Annotated in this window: 18 protein-coding genes; 1 reads left to right on the top strand and 17 read right to left on the bottom strand. The window is 72.4% G+C overall.

All coding sequences use genetic code 11. The annotated features are described in order from the left end of the window. Positions 1 to 316: 316 nt before the first annotated feature. The 11 genes from OG251_RS01815 to OG251_RS01865 form a co-directional block, all read right to left on the bottom strand. A complete protein-coding gene (locus tag OG251_RS01815; protein ID WP_326675226.1) occupies positions 317 to 1,753 on the bottom strand; it encodes an amino acid permease in 1,437 nt (478 codons plus the stop codon). A 125-nt stretch (positions 1,754 to 1,878) separates the two neighbouring features. Next, complete coding sequence (locus tag OG251_RS01820; protein WP_326675227.1) at positions 1,879 to 3,639, bottom strand: hypothetical protein; 1,761 nt, start codon at positions 3,637 to 3,639, stop codon at positions 1,879 to 1,881. A 236-nt stretch (positions 3,640 to 3,875) separates the two neighbouring features. After that, positions 3,876 to 5,144 carry a kynureninase gene (kynU, locus tag OG251_RS01825; protein WP_326681120.1) on the bottom strand — a complete coding sequence of 423 codons (1,269 nt, stop codon included), beginning with the start codon at positions 5,142 to 5,144 and terminating at the stop codon, positions 3,876 to 3,878. 7 nt (positions 5,145 to 5,151) lie between these two features. Then, positions 5,152 to 6,228, bottom strand: a complete 1,077-nt coding sequence (gene dmpG / locus OG251_RS01830; protein WP_326675229.1) for a 4-hydroxy-2-oxovalerate aldolase — start codon at positions 6,226 to 6,228, stop codon at positions 5,152 to 5,154. Beyond that, positions 6,225 to 7,139: an acetaldehyde dehydrogenase (acetylating) gene (locus tag OG251_RS01835; protein WP_326675231.1), complete on the bottom strand. Its 915-nt coding sequence runs from the start codon at positions 7,137 to 7,139 to the stop codon at positions 6,225 to 6,227. The genes dmpG and OG251_RS01835 overlap by 4 nt, the downstream gene beginning before the upstream one ends. Next, complete coding sequence (locus OG251_RS01840) at positions 7,136 to 8,158, bottom strand: amidohydrolase family protein (protein ID WP_326675233.1); 1,023 nt, start codon at positions 8,156 to 8,158, stop codon at positions 7,136 to 7,138. Before OG251_RS01840 ends, OG251_RS01835 begins: the two co-directional genes overlap by 4 nt. Beyond that, positions 8,155 to 8,727, bottom strand: a complete 573-nt coding sequence (locus tag OG251_RS01845; RefSeq protein WP_326675235.1) for a 3-hydroxyanthranilate 3,4-dioxygenase — start codon at positions 8,725 to 8,727, stop codon at positions 8,155 to 8,157. Before OG251_RS01845 ends, OG251_RS01840 begins: the two co-directional genes overlap by 4 nt. Beyond that, a complete protein-coding gene (locus tag OG251_RS01850; protein ID WP_326675237.1) occupies positions 8,724 to 9,143 on the bottom strand; it encodes a RidA family protein in 420 nt (139 codons plus the stop codon). The genes OG251_RS01845 and OG251_RS01850 overlap by 4 nt, the downstream gene beginning before the upstream one ends. After that, positions 9,140 to 9,883 (bottom strand): 2-keto-4-pentenoate hydratase, encoded by a 744-nt coding sequence (locus tag OG251_RS01855; RefSeq protein WP_326675238.1) that lies wholly within the window; start codon positions 9,881 to 9,883, stop codon positions 9,140 to 9,142. Before OG251_RS01855 ends, OG251_RS01850 begins: the two co-directional genes overlap by 4 nt. After that, the gene (locus tag OG251_RS01860) at positions 9,880 to 10,707 is read right to left on the bottom strand and encodes a 2-keto-4-pentenoate hydratase (protein WP_326675239.1); all 828 of its coding nucleotides are present in this window, start codon (positions 10,705 to 10,707) and stop codon (positions 9,880 to 9,882) included. The genes OG251_RS01855 and OG251_RS01860 overlap by 4 nt, the downstream gene beginning before the upstream one ends. Then, entirely contained in the window at positions 10,692 to 12,107 is a 1,416-nt protein-coding gene (locus OG251_RS01865; RefSeq protein ID WP_442818299.1) for a 2-hydroxymuconic semialdehyde dehydrogenase, read from the bottom strand. Before OG251_RS01865 ends, OG251_RS01860 begins: the two co-directional genes overlap by 16 nt. A 181-nt stretch (positions 12,108 to 12,288) precedes the next feature. On the opposite strand from OG251_RS01865, the gene OG251_RS01870 reads away from it, so the two are divergent. After that, positions 12,289 to 13,236, top strand: a complete 948-nt coding sequence (locus OG251_RS01870; RefSeq protein ID WP_326675241.1) for a LysR substrate-binding domain-containing protein — start codon at positions 12,289 to 12,291, stop codon at positions 13,234 to 13,236. A 48-nt stretch (positions 13,237 to 13,284) separates the two neighbouring features. Here the strand turns inward: OG251_RS01870 and OG251_RS01875 are convergent, their stop codons facing one another. The 6 genes from OG251_RS01875 to OG251_RS01900 all read right to left on the bottom strand — a co-directional run bounded on the left by OG251_RS01875 (position 13,285) and on the right by OG251_RS01900 (position 18,452). Continuing rightward, complete coding sequence (locus OG251_RS01875; protein WP_326675243.1) at positions 13,285 to 14,655, bottom strand: hypothetical protein; 1,371 nt, start codon at positions 14,653 to 14,655, stop codon at positions 13,285 to 13,287. Between the two features lie 180 nt (positions 14,656 to 14,835). After that, positions 14,836 to 15,384, bottom strand: coding sequence for an MOSC domain-containing protein (locus OG251_RS01880; RefSeq protein ID WP_326675244.1), 549 nt, complete (start codon positions 15,382 to 15,384; stop codon positions 14,836 to 14,838). A 6-nt stretch (positions 15,385 to 15,390) separates the two neighbouring features. Next, complete coding sequence (locus OG251_RS01885) at positions 15,391 to 15,624, bottom strand: acyl carrier protein (RefSeq protein ID WP_326675245.1); 234 nt, start codon at positions 15,622 to 15,624, stop codon at positions 15,391 to 15,393. 2 nt (positions 15,625 to 15,626) lie between these two features. Then, the gene (locus tag OG251_RS01890; RefSeq protein WP_326675246.1) at positions 15,627 to 16,679 is read right to left on the bottom strand and encodes an NAD(P)H-dependent flavin oxidoreductase; all 1,053 of its coding nucleotides are present in this window, start codon (positions 16,677 to 16,679) and stop codon (positions 15,627 to 15,629) included. After that, positions 16,676 to 17,551 carry a hypothetical protein gene (locus OG251_RS01895; RefSeq protein WP_326675247.1) on the bottom strand — a complete coding sequence of 292 codons (876 nt, stop codon included), beginning with the start codon at positions 17,549 to 17,551 and terminating at the stop codon, positions 16,676 to 16,678. Before OG251_RS01895 ends, OG251_RS01890 begins: the two co-directional genes overlap by 4 nt. Then, positions 17,538 to 18,452, bottom strand: coding sequence for a diiron oxygenase (locus OG251_RS01900; protein ID WP_326675248.1), 915 nt, complete (start codon positions 18,450 to 18,452; stop codon positions 17,538 to 17,540). The genes OG251_RS01895 and OG251_RS01900 overlap by 14 nt, the downstream gene beginning before the upstream one ends. Position 18,453 lies beyond the last annotated feature (1 nt).

Genomic DNA, 18,453 nt, shown 5'->3' on the forward strand with positions numbered 1-18,453 from the left:
CGCCCTCGATGCCATGGCCACGTAAGGGAGCCTGCTTCCGAAACGTCAGGGGGCTAGCCCCCCTCTCGGAGGTTCAGCGGACAGCATGGACGGACATCGTTACGGGCCCGGACATGCGCCGATCAGCCGCCGGCGATAGGGGTGCGGCGCTCGCGTGACACCGGCCGCAGCCGGTCGGTGAACCGCGGAACCGTGCCGCGCGGCGTGACCCCGGCAGCATCGCCCGGGGTCACGTGGCTGTCGGCGGAACGGACCGATCGGCCGCCTCGCGCGCCCCTCGGCGTAGCCCGGTGGCGGGCTTCCGTCCGGTGACTCCTCAGGGCCGTCGTGCCCGGCGGAACGCGGTCAGGGCGTAGCAGGCGAGCAGGACGACGGTGAAGGCGAGACCGATGCCCGCCGCCTGCCGCATGTCCGGGACCTCGACGGCGGTGGCGGCGACGGCCAGCACCCCGAGTCCGGCCACCAGTGCGAGCTTGCTGCCCCCCGGGATGGTGAAGCCCGTGAATTCCGCAGGGTGCGCGTCCCGGTGGCGGCGGAAGGCGACGTACGAGGCGAGGATCAGCAGCCACACGAGCAGCACCGCGAAGAGGGCGATGGACATCAGGATGCTGAAGATGCCGCCGACGTCGTAGAAGGCGAGCAGCGCCGCGGCCGCGATACCGAGGGTGGAGGCGGCCAGGGCCGCGGCCGGGACGCCGCGGGAGGTGAGGCGGGCCAGCGGGGCCGGGGCCAGGCCGTCGTCGCCGAGGGAGTGCAGAAGACGGGAGGCACCGTACAGGTGGGCATTGGCGGCGGAGACGGCGGCGATGAGCACGACGAGGTTGGTGAGGGTCGCCGCGGCGGGGACGCCGATGTCGGAGAAGACCCGCACGAACGGGCTCTCCTCGATGCTGCCGTCCCCTGCGGCCAGCCGCCGCCACGGGATCAGCGCGATGACCAGGGTGATCGCCAGGACGTAGAAGACGCTGAGCCGCCAGGCGAGCTGGCGCATCGCGGTGCGGATACTGCGCTGCGGGTCGGTGGCCTCGGCCGACGCGATGGCGACGACCTCGAAGCCGGCGTACGCGAACATCACGACGGACATGGCGGTCCAGATGGACTTCGCACCGTGCGGGACGAACCCGCCGTCGTCGGTGAGGTGCGCGAGGCCGGTGGCCTCGGTGTCCGGGAGGCCGAAGAAGACCAGGAGCGCCGCGCACAGGATGAACGCGCACAGCGCGGTCACCTTGATGGTGGAGAGCCAGAACTCCGTGGTGCCGAAGGACTTCACGTTGATGATGTTCACCGCGAGCACCACCACCGCGATCGCGAGGATGGCCGCCGACATCGGCACGGCGGGCCACCACCAGCGGATGTAGAGCGCGGAGGCGACGACCTCCGTACCGATGACCACGACGGCGCTGAACCAGTACATCCAGCGGGTGACGAAACCTGCCCAGGGGCCGAGGTACTTGTGCGCGATGGCGCCGAACGAGCCCTGCACCGGATGCGCGGCGGACATCTCGCCGAGCAGGACGGCGATGATCGCGACCAGTACGGCTCCGATCGCGTACGAGATGATCACGGCGGGGCCCGCGGCGGATATCGCCGACCCGGAACCGAGGAACAGGCCGGTGCCGAGCGCGGAGCCCAGACCGATCATGGTGGTCTGACGGTGGGTGAGGGAGCGGACCAGACCTGGGCCCTTCGCCGGTTCACCGCTCGTGGCGGGAGGGGAGACGGGAGCCTGGGCGGGTCTTTCCGGAGCGGCCATGGCAGGTGTCCTTCTTGTACGTGTGGGTGCGGGCGTCGCGGCGGAGGGGCGGCGGCGGGAGGGGGCGGCGGCTCGTTCCGCCGCCCCCTGGAGGGCTCGGAGCTCTTCGCCCGGAGGGCTCGGGCTCAGAACTCGCTGTTGCGGAAGGGCTTTTCGGGCCGGTCGAGGTCGGGCCTGCCCAGTACCTTCGGTGAGGACAGCGCGTAGATGCCGTGGTTGGTCAGCACCCAGGCGATGTTGCGGTCCCACTCCACGTACACGCCGTGGGTCTGGTTGCCGTACGCGTAGTCGGGGGTCTCGGTGCCGTACGCCTTCGGGACGAAGTAGGCGTCGATCTTCGGCGCGGCGGGGTCGGAGACGTCGAAGAACTGCACACCCGCGTTGTAGAAGCCGTAGCCGAGTACACCCGGGGTATGCCGGCCCGGGTTGGTGTAGGAGCCGGTGCGCTTGGGGCCGAAGCTGCCGCGGCGCTGGCAGAAGTCCGTGATGCCGGCGGACGGAGGCGGGGTGGGACGGGGCAGGGCGCCGACGACGCGGGGGTTCTTCGGGTCCTTGGCGTCGATCTGGTAGACGTCCTTGTACGGCTCGTAACAGTCCTCGGTGAGCGGGTAGCCGGAGTAGTAGATGATCCCGGTCCGCTCGTACTGCGAGACGTCGATGTTGTCGCCCTCGGTGCCCGAGACGGACGGTGGCAGGTCCAGGTGGCTGACCGTCCTCAGGTCGGCCGGGTTCGAGATGTCGAGGACCGTCAGGCCGTAGCCGCCCATGGCGGCGAAGGCGTAACGCCCTCCCTTCTCCACGGGCTTGGGGATGAACAGCGGCATCCGCGCGCCCATCCAGCTGGTGCGGTTGCCGCAGCGCGGGTTCTTCCTGTACGCCGCGTCCTCACCGGTGCGCTGTCCCGGCAGGTGCCAGGTGTCGAGGAGCTTCGGGTGGGCCGGGTCGGCCATGTCCCACGACTGGTAGCCGGCCGAGTGAAGGTTGGTGGGGTACTCGGTACGGGAGTACGTGTCGTCGGGCGCGGTCGCGATGAACATGTACCGCTCGCCGGTCCAGTACGGGGTGTCGAGGGAACCGGAGCCCTGCTGCGCCGTGTTCGGGTCGCTCGCGAGGCGGTCCTTCTGGGTGGCGTCGGTGGAGACGGTCGCCAGGAGCTTCCAGTCCTTCTTGCGGGGGCCGTCCAGGCGGAAGACCTTGAAGCCCTTGAGCCCGGGCTTCTCGCGCAGCTTCCTGACCCCCTCCGGGTTGGTGTACTTGTCGTTCGCCGGGTCGTCGGTGAGTTCCGATATCTGCCGCTTGTCCTCGAAGCTCTGGACCATGACGTACGCGTCGAGCTTCTTGTTCCACTGAATGGTGGAGGCGCCCCAGTAGTCGTTGGCCGCCCAGGTGCCGTTGGCCTTCGTCTCGTCGCCGTCCACGTCCTGGCGGCTCATCCTCTCGACGACCTTCACCTTCTTCACATCGGTGATGTCGTAGACGCGGCCCTCGGAGCGGTCGTACTGGAACATGTAGCGGCGAGGGCCGAAGTCGACGATGTTCTGCCAGGTGTGGAAGGGGTCGGGAGTGAAGTCCGCTCCCTCGTAGGCGGCTTCGACCTTCATGTTCTTGATGTACGAGCGGGTGTCGTACTTCTTGTTGCGGCCCGGGAAGGAGTGCTCGTGCTCCTCGTCGACCGGCGTGAGAGCGGGGTGGCGGAACGTGCCGTCCAGCTGCATGCCGTACGCGCCGGGGTCGGCCGGCCCGGGTCGGCGGTCGGCGCAGACCTCGGGGATGTCCGGGTCGGTGGCGGCGGCGGTGGCGCCGGAGCTGCCCGGCACGAGGAGGGTCGCGGCGGTCACGGCGGCGACTGCCGTCGCCAGGCCCGCTCTTGTACGGAGGGATCGCATGGACAGTCCTAGGGGTCTCGGCGGCGGAGAGTGGACGTGCGAAGGGGGCCGGTCCGGTCCGGGAGCCTTGCGGAGCACCGGTCCGGGGGTGGTGAGGGGCCGGCCCGTGGGTCGGGTACGGAGGTGGCGCGGTACCGGTCCGCCGGGAGACGGACCGGTGGAGACCCGGACGCACGGAGGTCGGGCGGATGCCGTGACCTCGGGGATCGCGCTGGCCGGGCGGTCGTGCGGCCCGGTCAGGTGACCGTCGGGCGCTGCTGGTGGGCTGCGGCCCGGTGGGCGCCCGTGGACGTGATGTCCCGCAGCTCCCGCACGGCGTGCAGCACGTCCGCGTGCGTGAGGTACAGGGCGTTGAAACCGAAGCGCAGCAGGTCCGGGGCGCGCATGTCGCCGATGACGCCACGTGCGGTGAGCGCGGCGACCAGCGGGTACGCCTCCGGGTGGTGCAGAGCGACCTGGCTGCCGCGGCGCGCGGCCTCGCGCGGGGTGGCCATGGTGAAGCCCAGGCCGGCCAGGAGCAAGTCGGCGCACTCCTGGAAGAAGCCGGTCAGGGCGAGGCTCTTGGCCCGTACGGACTCCATGTCCACCCCGTCGTACGCCGTCAGCGCGGCTTCCAGGGCGACCAGCGAGAGGAGGGGCGGGGTACCGACGCGGGCCCGGGTGATGCCCGGGGCGGGAGCGTACGTACCGGACATGGCGAACGGCTCCGCGTGACCGTGCCAGCCGGTCACGGGGTGGTCGAAGCCCTGCTGGTGGCGGTGCGCGACGTAGGCGAACGCCGGGGCACCCGGACCGCCCGAGAGGTATTTGTAGCCGCAGCCGACGGCGAAGTCGGCCTCGATGGCGTCGAGTCCGATGGGCATCGCGCCGGCGGCGTGGCACAGGTCCCAGTGCATCAGGGCTCCCGCGTTGTGCGCGGCGCCGGTGAGCGCGGCCGTGTCGTACAGCTCGCCGGTGCGGTAGTCCACCGGTGCGTAGGCGGCGACCGCGACGTCCGCCCCGTCGGCTGCCAGCACGGCGGCGGCGTCGCGCGCGGGCACCCTGCGGACCTCCAGGCCCAGCAGCCGTCCCACCGAGTCGGCGATGTACTGGTCGGTGGGGAAGTGGTCGGGGTCGGTCAGCAGCAGGGGGCGTCCGGGGCGCAGCCGGGCGGCGGCGAGCAGCGTGTTGAACAGCTGGACGCTGGTGGAGTCGCCTGCCACCACCTGGCCCGGGGACGCGCCGATCAGGCGGCCGATGGCGTCGCCCGTCCGTACCGGCGCCTCCCACCAGCCGTTGTTGTTCCAGGAGCGGATCAGGTCGGTGCCCCACTGTCGGTGCACCGCGTCCTCGACGGCCGGGGGAACGGCCGCGGGAAGGACGCCGAGGGAGTTGCCGTCGAGATAGACGACTCCCTCGGGGAGGAGGAAGCGGTCCCGGACGTGCGCGAGCGGGTCGGCGGCGTCCAGCGCGGCGGCGCGGTCGATGAGCGTTGCGGTCTGCTTCTCGGTTGTCGATTCGTTCAGCACGGGGTCACTCCGTCGTTGCGTGTGAGGCGGTGGGCAGGGAACCGGCGGAGGCAGCCGGCACGGGGGCGTCGCGACCGCGGTCGTTCACGAGGTCGAGCGCGATGTCCGCGAGCAGGTCCTCCTGTCCGCCGACGAGTCGTCGTCGCCCCGCCTCGACCAGCAGGTCCCGCGTGTCCAGACCGTGGCGCACGGCGGTGGTCTCCGCGTGCCGGAGGAAGCTGGAGTACACCCCGGCGTAGCCCAGGGTCAGCGTCTCGCGGTCCACCCGGACGGGCCGGTCCTGCGTCGGCCGTACGAGCTCCTCCGCCGCGTCCATCAGCGGGAACAGTGCGCAGCCGTGCTCCCAGCCCATGAGGTCGAACACGGCCACCGTCGGCTCCAGTGGCGCGTTCCCCGCTCCGGCGCCCTGGCCCGCGAGCGAGGCGTCCACCCGGCAGGCGCCCGCCTCCACCGCCGTGACGCTGTTGGCCACGCCCAGGCCGAGGTTGTGGTGGGCGTGGATGCCGATCTCGGTGGCGGGGTCCAGGACGTCGCGGTAGGCGCGGACCCGCTCCCGTACGCCGTCCATGGTCAGCCGGCCGCCGGAGTCCGTGACGTAGACGCAGTGCGCGCCGTACGACTCCATGAGGCGGGCCTGGGCGGCCAGTTCGGCCGGCGGGGCCATGTGGGACATCATGAGGAAGCCCGCCACGTCCATCCCCAGTTCCCGGGCCAGGCCGATGTGCTGGGCGGCGATGTCCGCCTCCGTGCAGTGGGTGGCGACGCGCACGGAGGTGACACCGAGCGCGTGCGCGCGGCGCAGGTCGTGCGCCGTGCCGACGCCGGGCAGCAGCAGGGTGGTCAGCCTGGCCCTGTGGAGGACCTCGGCCGCCGCCTCCAGCCACTCCCAGTCGGTGAACGCGCCGGGGCCGTAGGTCACGGAGGAGCCGGAGAGGCCGTCGCCGTGGGCGACCTCGACGGCGTCGACGCCCGCTGCGTCGAGGGCGGCCGCGATGGCCCGCACCTGGTCGAGGGTGTAGCGGTGGGAGACGGCGTGCATGCCGTCGCGAAGGGTGACGTCCTGGATGTAGACCGAGGTCATCGGGCCGGACTCCGTTCGGCCAGGCGCTCGGCGGTGCGCAGCGCGGCGGAGGTCATGATGTCGAGGTTTCCGGCGTAGGCCGGGAGGTAGTGGGCGGCGCCCTCCACCTCCAGGTACACCGAGACGAGCAGCCGCCCGCCCCCGGCGAGCCGGGTCAGCGGGTCGTCGTCGGCCACCCTGCGGAACTGGGGTTCCTGCTTGAGCCGGTAGCCGGGCACGTACGCGGCGACGGACTCGGCCATCGCGCGCACGGAGGCGGCCACCTGTTTTGTGTCGCAGTCGTCGACGACGCAGTGCACGGTGTCGCGCATCAGCAGCGCCGGCTCCGCCGGGTTGAGGACGATGATCGCCTTGCCCCGGGCGGCGCCGCCCACCCGCTCCAGGGCGCGGGAGGTGGTCTCGGTGAACTCGTCGATGTTCGCGCGGGTGCCCGGACCGGCCGACCGCGAGGCGATCGAGGCGACGATCTCCGCGTAGTGCACCGGTGCCACCGCCGAGACGGCGGCGACGATCGGGACGGTGGCCTGGCCGCCGCAGGTGACCATGTTGAGGTTCGGGGCGTCGAGGTGCTCGTCGAGGTTGACGGGAGGGACGACGTAGGGGCCGATGGCCGCCGGGGTCAGGTCGACGATCCGTTTGCCGTACGGCGCGAGCGCGGCCGCGTTGCGGTGGTGGGCGCTCGCGGAGGTGGCGTCGAAGACGATGTCGATGTCGTCGAAGTCGTCGAGGGCGAGGAGCCCCGTGACTCCCTCCGCGCTGGTCCGGACCCCGAGCCGACGTGCCCGTGCCAGTCCCTCGGACTCCGGGTCGATGCCGATCATCGCGGCGGCGGTGACGTTCCCCGGACCTCGGACGATCTTGATGAGGAGATCGGTGCCGATGTTGCCCGATCCGATCACGGCTGCCTTCATCGGACGGCCTCCTTCAGCAGCGGGGTCAGACCGAAGAAACGGACGGCGTTGCCGCCGAGGACGGCCTCCTGTTCCTGAGGGGTGAGGGCGCTCTCCCGTACCAGCCGGCCGATCGCCTCCTCGCCGAGCGGGAAGGGATGGTCGGAGCCGAGCAGCACCCGTTCCGCGCCCATCACGTCCACCAGCAGGCGCAGCGCACCGGGGTCGAAGACCGCGGAGTCGACCGAGAAGCGGTCGGTGTAGTGCGAGGGCGGGTGCGGGGTGTCGGCGCGGACGAGGTCGCGGCGGTGCCAGGCGTTGTCGGCCCGGCCCAGGAGGTACGGGAAGCTGCCGCCGCCATGGGCGAACAGCAGCCGCAGCGAAGCCGGCAGACGCTCGAAGGCGCCGGAGAGGATCAGCGACAGGATGGTCAGGTGCGTCTCGGCGGCCATGCCCGCCAGCCAGGCCAGCATGTACCGGGAGAAGCGCGGGCCCGTGGGGAGGTCCCAGGGGTGGACCAGGACGGCGGCGTTCTCCTCGGCGCAGTGCGTGAGGAACTCCAGGAGCGCCCCGTGGTCCAGGTCGCGGTCGCCGAGGTGGTTGCCGATGTGGACACCGTGGAATCCCTGGCGCATCGCCTCGCTGAGCGTGTCGCAGGCCGCCTCGGTGTCCTGCAACGGCACCTGGCACAGCGGGGCCAGCCGGTGAGGGGCGTACGAGCCGTACGCGAGGAGGCGGGAGTTGACCGTACGGCACCAGTCGGCGGCGCGCCCGGACTCCAGGCCGTAGCCGAAGAGCAGCGGTGTACTGGACAGCACCTGGATGTCCACGCCGAGCCGGTCCAGGTCGGCGACGCGCTCCGCGGGGTCCCACAGGGTGCGGCGCACCGGCCGGTACTCGGCGGCGCCGGCCATCATCATTCCGGCGTCCGGGCCGTCGGTGGTCCGCAGCCAGGGGCCGTCGTCGGAGCCGGTGAGCCGCCGGGACTCGGCACGGCCGATCTCGGGGAAGACGTGCGCGTGGATGTCGACGACGGTCATGCGCCGTCCGCCCCGTCGCGACGGGTGCGCGGGCGCAGCTCCTGCGGCCAGTCCCTGCCCGGGTGCACGGCCCCGCAGTTCCCGCAGGTACGGGCGGCGTCGTCGCCGTAGAACGCGGCGAACACCGGGGGCAGGTCGTCGACGATCGAGCTGAGCTGTACCTCGCTGCGGTGGACCAGGTGGTGGCAGCGCGTGCAGTACCACTCGAAGGCGTCCCGCTGTCCCTGCGGCCGGGCGAACTCGACGACCAGGCCGACGCTGTCCTCCTCCGGTCGCTGCGGGGAGTGCCGCACGTGGGGCGGGAGGAGGAAGACGTCGCCCTCACGGATGTGGATGTCGCGCGGCGGCTGTCCCTCCTCGTCCATGACTCGCAGCACCATGTCGCCCTTGAGCTGGTAGAAGAACTCCTCGATCGGGTCGTCGTGGAAGTCGGTGCGGCGGTTGGGGCCGCCGACGATCGTCACCATCAGATCGGCGTCCTGCCAGATCTGGACGTTGCCGACCGGCGGCTTGAGCAGATGGCGGTGCTCCTCGATCCAGCCCTGGAGGTTGAACGGCTGCATGGTCATCGGCGCGGTTCCTTGTTCGGAGGGATGTGGGCGACGGCGCTGATCTCGATCAGCAGATGCGGATGGGGAAGCTGGTGGACGGCGACGGTGGTGCGGGTCGGACCGTTCTCGTCGAAGTACTCGGCGTAGACCTCGTTGTAGCCGCCGAAGTCGTTCATGCTCACCAGGTACGTGGTCACGGACACCAGGTCGTCCAGGCCCCCGCCGACGGCGGCCAGCAGACGCCCGACGGTGTCGAGCACCGCACGGGTCTGGGCCCGGATGTCGAGGTCCGTCACCCCCATCGCGTCGGCGCTCGCGCCGGCGAAGGTGCCGTCGGGGCGGCGCGAGCTCGTACCGGACACGAAGACCAGGTCGCCCGCGCGCCGGAGATGGGGGAAACGGCCGCGGGGCGGGGCGGCGCCGGGCACGATCATGCCTCGTCCTGTGTGGTGAACCGGACGGTGCCGAGGCCCGCGACGGTGGCCCGTACGTGCGTTCCGGGCGGCAGCGGTACGGCGGCCGTCGCCGCGCCGGCGAGGATCACCGTGCCGGGCTCCAGTGAACCGGCGAGCCGGGCCGCGGCGGCGAGGGCGCGCACCGGGTGTCCGAGGATCGCCGCGGTGGAGCCGGTCTCGGCCGGACGCCCGTCGAGTTCCAGGAGGACCCCGAGGTTGCCGAGGTCGCCCGGGGCGTGCCACGGCCCGACGGCGTAGCCCGACGCGGACGTGTTGTCGGCGATCACCTCGGGCAGGGAGAACCGGAAGCCGTCGTAGCGGGAGTCGATGACCTCCAGCGCGGGGGCCACGGCCGCGACCGCCGCCATCGGGTCGGTGCCGGGGCGCAGCGTGCCGCCGAGGAGGAAGGCCACTTCGGGCTCGACCCGGGGGTGGATCAGCCCGGAGACGTCCAGACGACCCCCGTCGGCGATCTCCATCCGGTCCGTCAGCCGCCCGTGGATCAGGTCGGCCACGCCCATCTGCCGCATCTTGGCCAGGCTGGTGAAGCCCAGTTTGAAGCCGGTGAGCCGCTCACCGCGGGCCAGCCGCAGCCCGATCAGGGCTTCCTGGACGGCGTACGCCTCCTCGGTGTCCGTCAGTCCGCTCCCGCCGCCCGGCAGCGGACGTCTGTCCCGTGCCGCGCTGTCCAGGGTCTCGGCCAGTGCCGTGACGTTCATCGGGTGCTCCCCTCCTGTGCGGTGCGCCCGAAGGCCGCACGTACCGAACCGAGTCCGTCGATGTGTGCTTCGAGTACGTCGCCGGGCTCGACGGTCGTCATGGGTCCCAGCGCGCCGGTCAGCACGGTGTCCCCGGCCCGCAGGGGGCGGCCGAGCCGCACGAGGGTGTCCGCCAGCCAGACGGCGGCGTGCAGCGGATTGCCCAGACAGGCCGCGCCCGCACCGGTGGAGACGGGCTCACCCCGGCGCTCCAGCACCATGCCGGCGGTCCGCAGGTCGAGTTCCCGCAGCGGTACGGGGCGGGTGCCCAGGACGTACGCGCCGCTGGAGGCGTTGTCGGCGATGGTGTCGACGGCCGAGATGTCCCAGTCGCGGATCCGGCTGCCCACCACCTCAATAGCAGGCAGCGCGAACGCGGTCGCCCGGATCACCTCGGCCACGGTGTGCCGCTCGTGGGTGAGGTCCTGTTCCAGGACCAGGGCGACCTCGGCCTCGGCCCGCGGCTGGAGCACCGCGCCCCAGGGGATCTCGGCGCCGTCCGGCACCGCGGTGTCGTCCATCAGCGGGCCGAAGTCCGGTGTGTCGACGCCGAGCTGGGCCTGTACCGCCGCCGAGGTCAGACCGATCTTCCAGCCGGTGACGCGGCGCCCCTCGGCGAGGCGGCGGTCGCTGAGGACGGTCTGGACGGCGTAGGCGGCCGTGAGGTCCCCGTCGGGGAGGAGGTCGCGGACGGGGGCGCACGGGACACCCGTCCGGCGCGCCGTGTCGAGTCGTTCGGCGGCCCTTGCCACCGCTTCGTCCACCGTGGTCACAGTTTCACGCACACATTCATCGGTTCGGAGAAGAAGTCGAGGGAGTGGTCGCCGCCCTCGCGGCCTATCCCGGATGCCTTCACCCCTCCGAAGGGAGTACGGAGGTCGCGCAGGTTCCAGGTGTTGACCCAGGCGATCCCGACGTCGAGGGCGGGGGCGACGCGGTGCGCCCGGCTCACGTCACCCGTCCACACCGTCGCGGCCAGCCCGTACGGACCGTTGTTGGCGAGCGCCAGCGCCTCCTCCTCGGTGTCGAACGGCGCCAGATGGACGACGGGCCCGAAGATCTCCTCCCGTACCGCCGGATGGTCCTCCGGCAGCCCCGTCAGCACGGTCGGCTCCACCCAGAAGCCGCCGTCCCGGTCGTCGGAGAAGCACGGCACCCCGCCGCCGGCGAGCACATGGCCGTCGGCCGCCGCCCTGCCGAGGTACCCCAGCACCTTGTCGCGGTGCGCCGCCGAGATCATCGGGCCGTACCCGCTCAGCGCCCGCGCGCCGGTGGCCAGAGCCTCGGCGAACGCGTCGAAGACCGGCCGCTCCACGTACACCCGCTCGGTGCACAGGCACACCTGCCCGCTGTGGGTGAAGGACGAACGGAGGGTGCCCTCCACGGCCTTCTCCAGATCCGCGTCGGCGAAGACGAGCCCGGCGTTCTTGCCGCCCAGCTCGAACGAGACGGGGGCCAGGCGCGCCGCGGCGGCCCGCATGATCGTCCCGCCGGTGCGCGACTCCCCGGTGAAGGCGATCGCGTCCACCCCCGGGTGCTCGGTGAGCCACTGCCCGGCGGCGTCCGCACCGTGGCCGTGGACGAGGTTGAAGACTCCCGCCGGTACGTCGGCCTCGGCCATCACCTCCGCCAGCAGGCAGGCGGTTCCCGGAGTGAGTTCGGAGGGCTTGGCGACCACCGTGTTGCCCGTGGCGAGGGCGGGGGCGACCTTCCAGGTGAGCAGGAGCAGCGGCAGGTTCCACGGCGAGATCACCGCGACCACGCCGAGCGGCTTGTGCACCGTGTAGTTCAGCGCGCCACGGCCGTCCGGGGTGCTGGTGTGCCAGGACCGCTCGCCGCGCCCGGCCAGGAGATCGGCGTACGAGCGGAAGTTGGCGATCGCACGCGGGATGTCGACCGTCGAGGCGAGCTCGCGGGGCTTTCCCGTGTCGGCGCACTCGGCGGCGACGAACTCCTCGAAGCGCCCCTCGATGCCGTCGGCGATCCGGTGCAGCATCCGGGCACGGTCCGCCGGGCTCCACGAGGCCCACGGCCCGCGCAGTGCCGCCCGCGCCGCGTCCACCGCGCGGTCGACCAACTCCCGCGTGGCGGAGGGCGCTTCTCCGACGGTGTGCCCGCGGGCCGGGTCGATGAGCGGGAACGGGACGCCCGACGCGTCGAACCCGCCCCCTACGTAATGCCGCACAGCTGAGCGCACCTTGCAGACCTCCGTTGCCAGGCCGGGGATTCGGATCTGGACCCGGCGTGTGCGGGTAGCATGCGCCCACCGAGCTATGCCGAACCAATGCCAAAAGGCATGATCTCCATACCGAATTGGGTATGTCGAGGTTCGGCCCGCCACCCAGCTCCCGGAAGGAGCCCCGGCGATGGACCTCTTGGACGGCCGGCTGAAGTTCCGGCACCTGACCCTGCTTGTCGCGATCGTCGACCACGGCAGCGTGGTGCGGGCCGCCGAGAGCGTGCACCTCACCCAGCCCGCCGCGACCCGGACCCTGCGCGAGCTGGAGGGCATCGCCGATCTGCCGCTCTTCGTCCGGGAGCCCCGCGGCATGCGGGCGACGCTCTACGGAGAGGCGCTGACGGAGCACGCCCGCGCCGTGCTCGCCGAGATGCGGAGGGCGGAGGAACGCCTCACCGCGCTGCGGCAGGGCCGGGAGGGCACGGTGACGGTGGGCGCGCTCCTCGCCGGCACCAATGTGCTGCTCCCCCGGGCGGTCGCCCAGCTCAAGCGGGACCGGCCCGGCCTCACGGTCGTCGTGCGGGAAGGGACCCCGGACGTCCTCCATCCCGCGCTGCTGTCAGGCGAACTGGACGTCGTCGTCGGCCGGGTGGGACCCGCACCGAAGGAGGGGGACGGTCTGCGCCAGAGGCGGCTGTACCGGGAGCGCATCCGGCTCGCCGTCCGCGCCGGCCACCCCCTGCTGGAGACCGCCGACGTCGCGCTCACGGACACCCTCGGCTTCCCGTGGATCCTCCCGGTCGAACAGACCGCACTGCGCCAGGAGCTCGGCGCCCTCTTCGTGGACCGGGGCCTCACGCTGCCCCCGGACCGGGTCGAGTGCACGTCGTTCCTCACCATGCGGGCGCTGCTCGTGCAGACGGACATGGTGGCACTGCTGCCCGAACTGGTCCTGCGCGCCGACGAGCACCTCGAAGCCCTGCCGGTCGAACTGCCCTCGGTGGGACGCACGGTGGGCACCACCGAGGCGGCCCACCGCACACGCACCCCCGCCCTCCAGGCGCTGCTGCACCACCTGGACCATGAGGCGGCCCTCCTGCGCGAGACGCTCCACGGGCCACCGGCGCAGGGCTGAGGGCCGGAGCGCGGCCTCGCGCGTCCCGGCCGCCGCGAGGGGCCGGTCTCAGTCGGTGGCGGACCCCGGGTCGTCGAGTTCGTGCAGCCCCGCCGGGTCCTCGTCGGTCAGCACCTCCCCTGCCACGGTGACGAAGCGCTGGGCGTGGCCCCGGTGGACGCACAGGAGTTGGTCGCGGGTGCCGGCCGGGTCCCGGTGCACGGCCAGCGCCGTACCGTACTTGCTGCTGTGCCCCGGAATCTCGGTGTCCGTGCTCCACCCGGCGCCGTCGAAGGAGGACCACCACAGCTGCTGGCGGGCTGGGTCGCGGTGGACGCACATCAGCCTGCCCTCGAAGACGGCGAGACCGATGTTGCTCCGCGTACGGTGCCCCGGCAGCGCGCCCTCGGCGGTCCAGGCGGTGCCGCGCAGCCGGCTCCAGTGGACGGCCCCGTCCTTGGGGTTGCCGTGCAGCAGGTGGAGGGCGCCGTCGTACACGGCGAGCGCCGGGGACCTCGTGGTGGCGCAGCCGGGGACGGGTTCGGGGGTTGTCCAGTCGCGGCCGTCCCGGCTGGTGGTGACCATGATCCGCTGGGCGGAGTCGGCGTAGGCGAGGTGGAGGGCGTCATGGAAGACCGCCAGCGCCGGGCCGTAGACGCTCTCGGCGTGCGGGACCGGCCGGTCCGGCGTCCAGGTACCGCTGTCGTAGGAGGTCACCGCGATGCCCCAGTCGCCCGAGCCACCGCGGTGCGCGCAGTAGAGCCGGTCCCGGAACACGGCCAGGGCCGGGCTGCCGAGGGTGTGGTGGGCCGGGAACGGCTGGTCCTCGGAGCGGCTGCCGTCCGCGCGGTGCGCGGTCCACCGCAGGCCGGGATTGTCGCCCCGGCCCTGGTAGACGCAGTACAGGTCTTCGCGGAAGACGGCCAGGGCAGGGGTTTCGGAGGCGTAGTGGGGCGTGAACTGCGCGTCGGTTCCCCAGCCCGCGCCCGGCGTGAACACGCTGAACCACAGGCCGGTCGCGCGCGGCGGCGCGTCAAGGGCCGTGGGGGCGAGGAGGGTCGGCGTGGACCACGGCGAGAGCAGCTCGCACCCGGCGCCCCGCGCGGCCGACCGGATCTGTTCGGCGCGGCCGGTCAGCGCCACGCCCACGGCTGCGGCGACATCCGCGGGCAGGGATCCGGCGAGCACCTGTGACACGAGGTCGCGGAAGCCGTTGTGGGGCGCGGTGCTGTCGAGGCCCGCGAGGCGGTCGGCGGCCCGTTGGTCGAGGCGGAGGGCGAAGCCCCACTCCAGCATGCGTACGGAGACGGCCGTGCCCGCCGCCGCGAACTCCTTGGCCGCCCCTTCCGCGCGCTCCACGGCCTTGGCCGAGGGGGCGTCGGCGCCGGATTCCGTTGCCGTGCCGCTCTTCCGCCCGGGGGCGGCGCCTTCGATCGCCATGCTGTCTTCCTGTCTGCGGGGCCACGGCGGGGGTCGCCCCGATCCGCGGGCATGGATGCTTACGGTCTGTTCCTGGCCACTCGTACGCCGGATCGCGGGCCTCCCCACGATGCACCGGGCGTCCCGGTGCGGACGGTTCGGCCGGGGTCCGGGCCTGTTCCGGTGGCCATCCGTGCCGCCTCAGGGAAGGGGGGCGGCAACGGTGGGCAACGGCCGTGCGTCGTGCGGCAGCGGGAGGATCAGGTCGCCCACCTGGACCGTCCCGCCGCGGATCACCTCGGCCCGCAGCCCGCCGCGGTGCAGCAGGCCGCGGATCAGGCCGGGGCGCACCAGTTGTTCGAGGCGGACGCAGGGTTCGCTGAGTCTGAGACCGCGCAGGACCACCGCGCCGATCCGGAACTCCTGGTCCACCAGCGGGTTGAGCCGGATGTCGCGGCAGACGAGGTTGCGGCGGCATTCGGCGGGGGTGAGCGTGATGCCGTGTTCGCGGGCCAGGGCGTCGAGGGCCTCGGCCTCGATGAGGGTGATGTCGCAGACCCCGGACGTCCGGCCGGTTCCCCGGCGCCGGGGCCGGGGGCCCTCGCCCGCCCAGTAGTTGCGGTCCCCCACCAGGCCGTGGCCCGCCACGGCGCGGGCCTCCGCGACGCGGAAGGTGGGCTCGCCGGGGTGCGCGGCAAGGTGCAGGGAGGTGACACGGCCGGGTCCGGGCGGCGGCGGGTCCTGCGCCATGGCGGACTACCCCTTCAGGAAGTGGTGCGTGAGGGAGCGAAGCGTGCGGAACTGGTCCACGTCGATCCGGTCGAGCCGCAGTTCCCGCCCGATCAGGTCCTCCACCAGCAGGATGAACTCCATGAAGCTGAGCGAGTCGATCAGCCGGTTCTCGATCAGGTCGAGGTCCTCCGGGATCTCCCCGACGGTGGGGTTGCGTTCGCGCAGCCAGTCCACGACCGGCTTGATCACGTCGTCCATCGTTACCTCTCGTGGATCCGGTTCGGCGGGTGGGAGCCGCTCGTGCGCGCGGTGGCGCCGTTCGCGGGGCCCGGGGAGGCTGCGCGGGAACTGTGGGCGTTCTGGTACTCCCGGCCGATCCGGTCGACGGTGACGGCGGCCGGGTGCCGGGCGGTGACGCGGTCGCAGGACCGGCCGCAGTACATGGCCATCTCCTCGATGCGGCCGGTGGTTCCGTCCCCCGGAGCCGCCGCGCTGTAGCGCGGTACCGGGTAGTCCCGCCCGTCCACCCGAGTGGTGGCTATGAAGGTGGCCGGGGCGCGTCCCGCGGTGGTGGTGAGGGGATTGCGCAGGACGCGGTGCGGGCGGTGCGGCCAGCCGATGTCGAACAGGGAGGTGACGATGGTGTCGTCTGCCACGGCCTCGGCCACCCGCCGTTTGAACTCCGGGTGTGCGGTGGATTCCGCGGCCGGGACGAACAGGGTTCCGGCCATCGCCCCGTCCGCGCCCCGGGCCACGGCGTCCGCGAGGTCTCTTCCGGTGGCGATCCCGCCCGCGACGGCCAGTACCGCGTGCGGGTAGCGGGCACGGACGGCGGCCAGCAGGAGCTCCACGGGCAGCGAGCCGAGCAGATGGCCGCCGGCTTCGCTGCCCTGGAGGACCAGGACGGCCGCACCCCGTCCGAGGGCGGTGCCGGCGTCCGCGAGGGTGCCGACCTGGACCACCAGCGGGTGCCCGGCGGCCCGGACGGCCCGGGCCGCGTCGGCGTCGGGCAGCCCGAAGGAGGTGACGAAGGCGCCCGGGGGCAGTTCGGGCAGGACCGCCCGGAGCTGGTCCAGGCAGGGGGCCGGGCCGGTGACCTCGGGGATCACGTTCACCCCGAACGGGCGGCCGGTGGCAGCCGCCACCTCACGGACCAGCCGGACGGCCCGCGCGGGTGGTTCCTTGTACAGCGCGAGGGTGCCGCCCGCTCCGGCCCTGGACACCGCGGCGCACAGCCCGGGCCCGGCGACGGCCCCCATCCCGGCCTGCAGCAGCGGCAGTCCGAGGCCGAGCCGGGCGGCCAGCCGGGTCACGAGCGCTCCCCCGCCCGCCGTACCGCGCGGTGCGCGGCGGCCAGGTCCCCTTCGAAAAGGTCACCGAGGGCGTGCACCCACCGTTCCAGGCCGAAGGCGACGCAGCCGGTGAAGGCCGGGCGGCCCGCGTGGCGGATGGCACGGCGCTCGCCGAAGAAGTTGCGGTGGTTGTTGGTGGAGGCCACGGCGGTGCCGTCGGTGTGCAGGTACTCGTCCTTGACCGGGGCGAGCAGCTGCATGACGGTGCGGGAGCCGTCCTTCTCGAAGAACGGGTCGGTGGCGGGCTGCCGGTCCAGGGTGAGGCCGAGGGCCGTGCCGAAGGCGGCGATCCGCTCCCGGTGCCGGTCGAGGTGGGTTCGTACGGCTTCGGCGGAGCCGACGCACACGATCTCCCGCATGGTGAACCCCCAGAGCCGGCGCAGCCCGTCGTGGTGGTCCTCGTTGCGGAAGCACTGCGCGACGGTGGTGATCAGGACGGGGGTGTCGGCGCTGGTGCCGGAGAGGTGCAGGAAGCAGCCGTAGCAGGCCGCGGAGGGCAGCAGGTGGGTGGCTTCGGCGAGGTCGGCCGCGGGCAGTGCGATGTCTCGGGTCGGGGCAGCGGCGCGGGCGGCCAGCCGGTCGCGGCGGATGCGGGTGACCGGGTTGCCCAGGTGCGGGAAGTTGCGGAAGTAGTCGAGGGACGCCAGCTCCTCGGCCCGCAGCAGCGGTGGATAGCTCCGCTGCCGGGCTCCGGCCTCGGTGCCCCAGCGGGTGAACACCGCGTCGAGTGCGCCCTTCAGCAGGACGGCGGGCTCGTCGAGGGTGGCCAGTCCGTCCCGGACCGACCAGGTGGTCGCGCCCTCCCCCATGGACGCGGGGTCAGTGACGGGCATCGAACACCCCGATCCGGTGGAGGAAGCCGGTTGTCTTGTGCAGGACCCTGGCGTGGGCGGCCTGCCGGGCGGGGTGGCTGAGCAGCCGTCGGCGCAGCGCGAAGCCGTCCGGGAGTCCCGTGTCGCGGTAGACGGCCGGGTTGTAGAAGGACTCGACGCTGGTGGTGAGGTAGCGGCCGAGATAGCTGCGCAGTTCGTGCCGGGCCGCCTCGTCCAGGCCGCGGTCGAGGAGCCGCTCCCACAGCAGGTGCACCAGACGGCAGCCGAAGGCTATGTGGCGGGATTCGTCCTGGTGGTGCAGCCGGTTGATGTGCCGGACGGTCGGGTGCAGGCGGCGGTCGGCGGCCAGCTGGACGTTGTAGTGGTCCACGATCTGCTCGAAGACCAGGATCCGGGCGAAGACCAGGAAGTTCTCGATGTCCGGGTCGCGTGGGGCCTCGGGCAGCTTGACCGACCTGTCGGGGTAGATCTTGCCGGCGTACTTGAGGCAGAAGGTGGCGAAGAACCACATGTGGTCGTTCTCCTCACCGATGAAGTGGTGGAAGAACTCGGAGGGCAGCTCGAAGCCGGGTGTGTGGACGCGCCGGGTGACTTCGATGAGCAGTTCGCGGATGCCGTGGACGTTGAGGCTGTAGAAGTTGACGCTCTCCCACCGGCTCAGGTCCTGGAGCTGGGCGGGGCTCAGTTCGTCCATCAGCTCGGTGCCGTGGAGGGAGAGCAGTTCCGGGGACATCCAGAGTTCGTCGGTGGGGATCTCGGCCGGCCAGTCGAAGGTGGTGAAGGGGTTGTAGTAGTCGGCGGTGGCCTTGTCGGAGAGCCGGTCGAGCAGGGCCCGGAACTCGGTGTCGTCCGCTGTCGTGGTGCTGTCCACCCGGGCGGGCGGGGTGATCGGGGGGCGCATG

Source organism: Streptomyces sp. NBC_01237 (assembly GCF_035917275.1).
Taxonomy (GTDB): domain Bacteria; phylum Actinomycetota; class Actinomycetes; order Streptomycetales; family Streptomycetaceae; genus Streptomyces.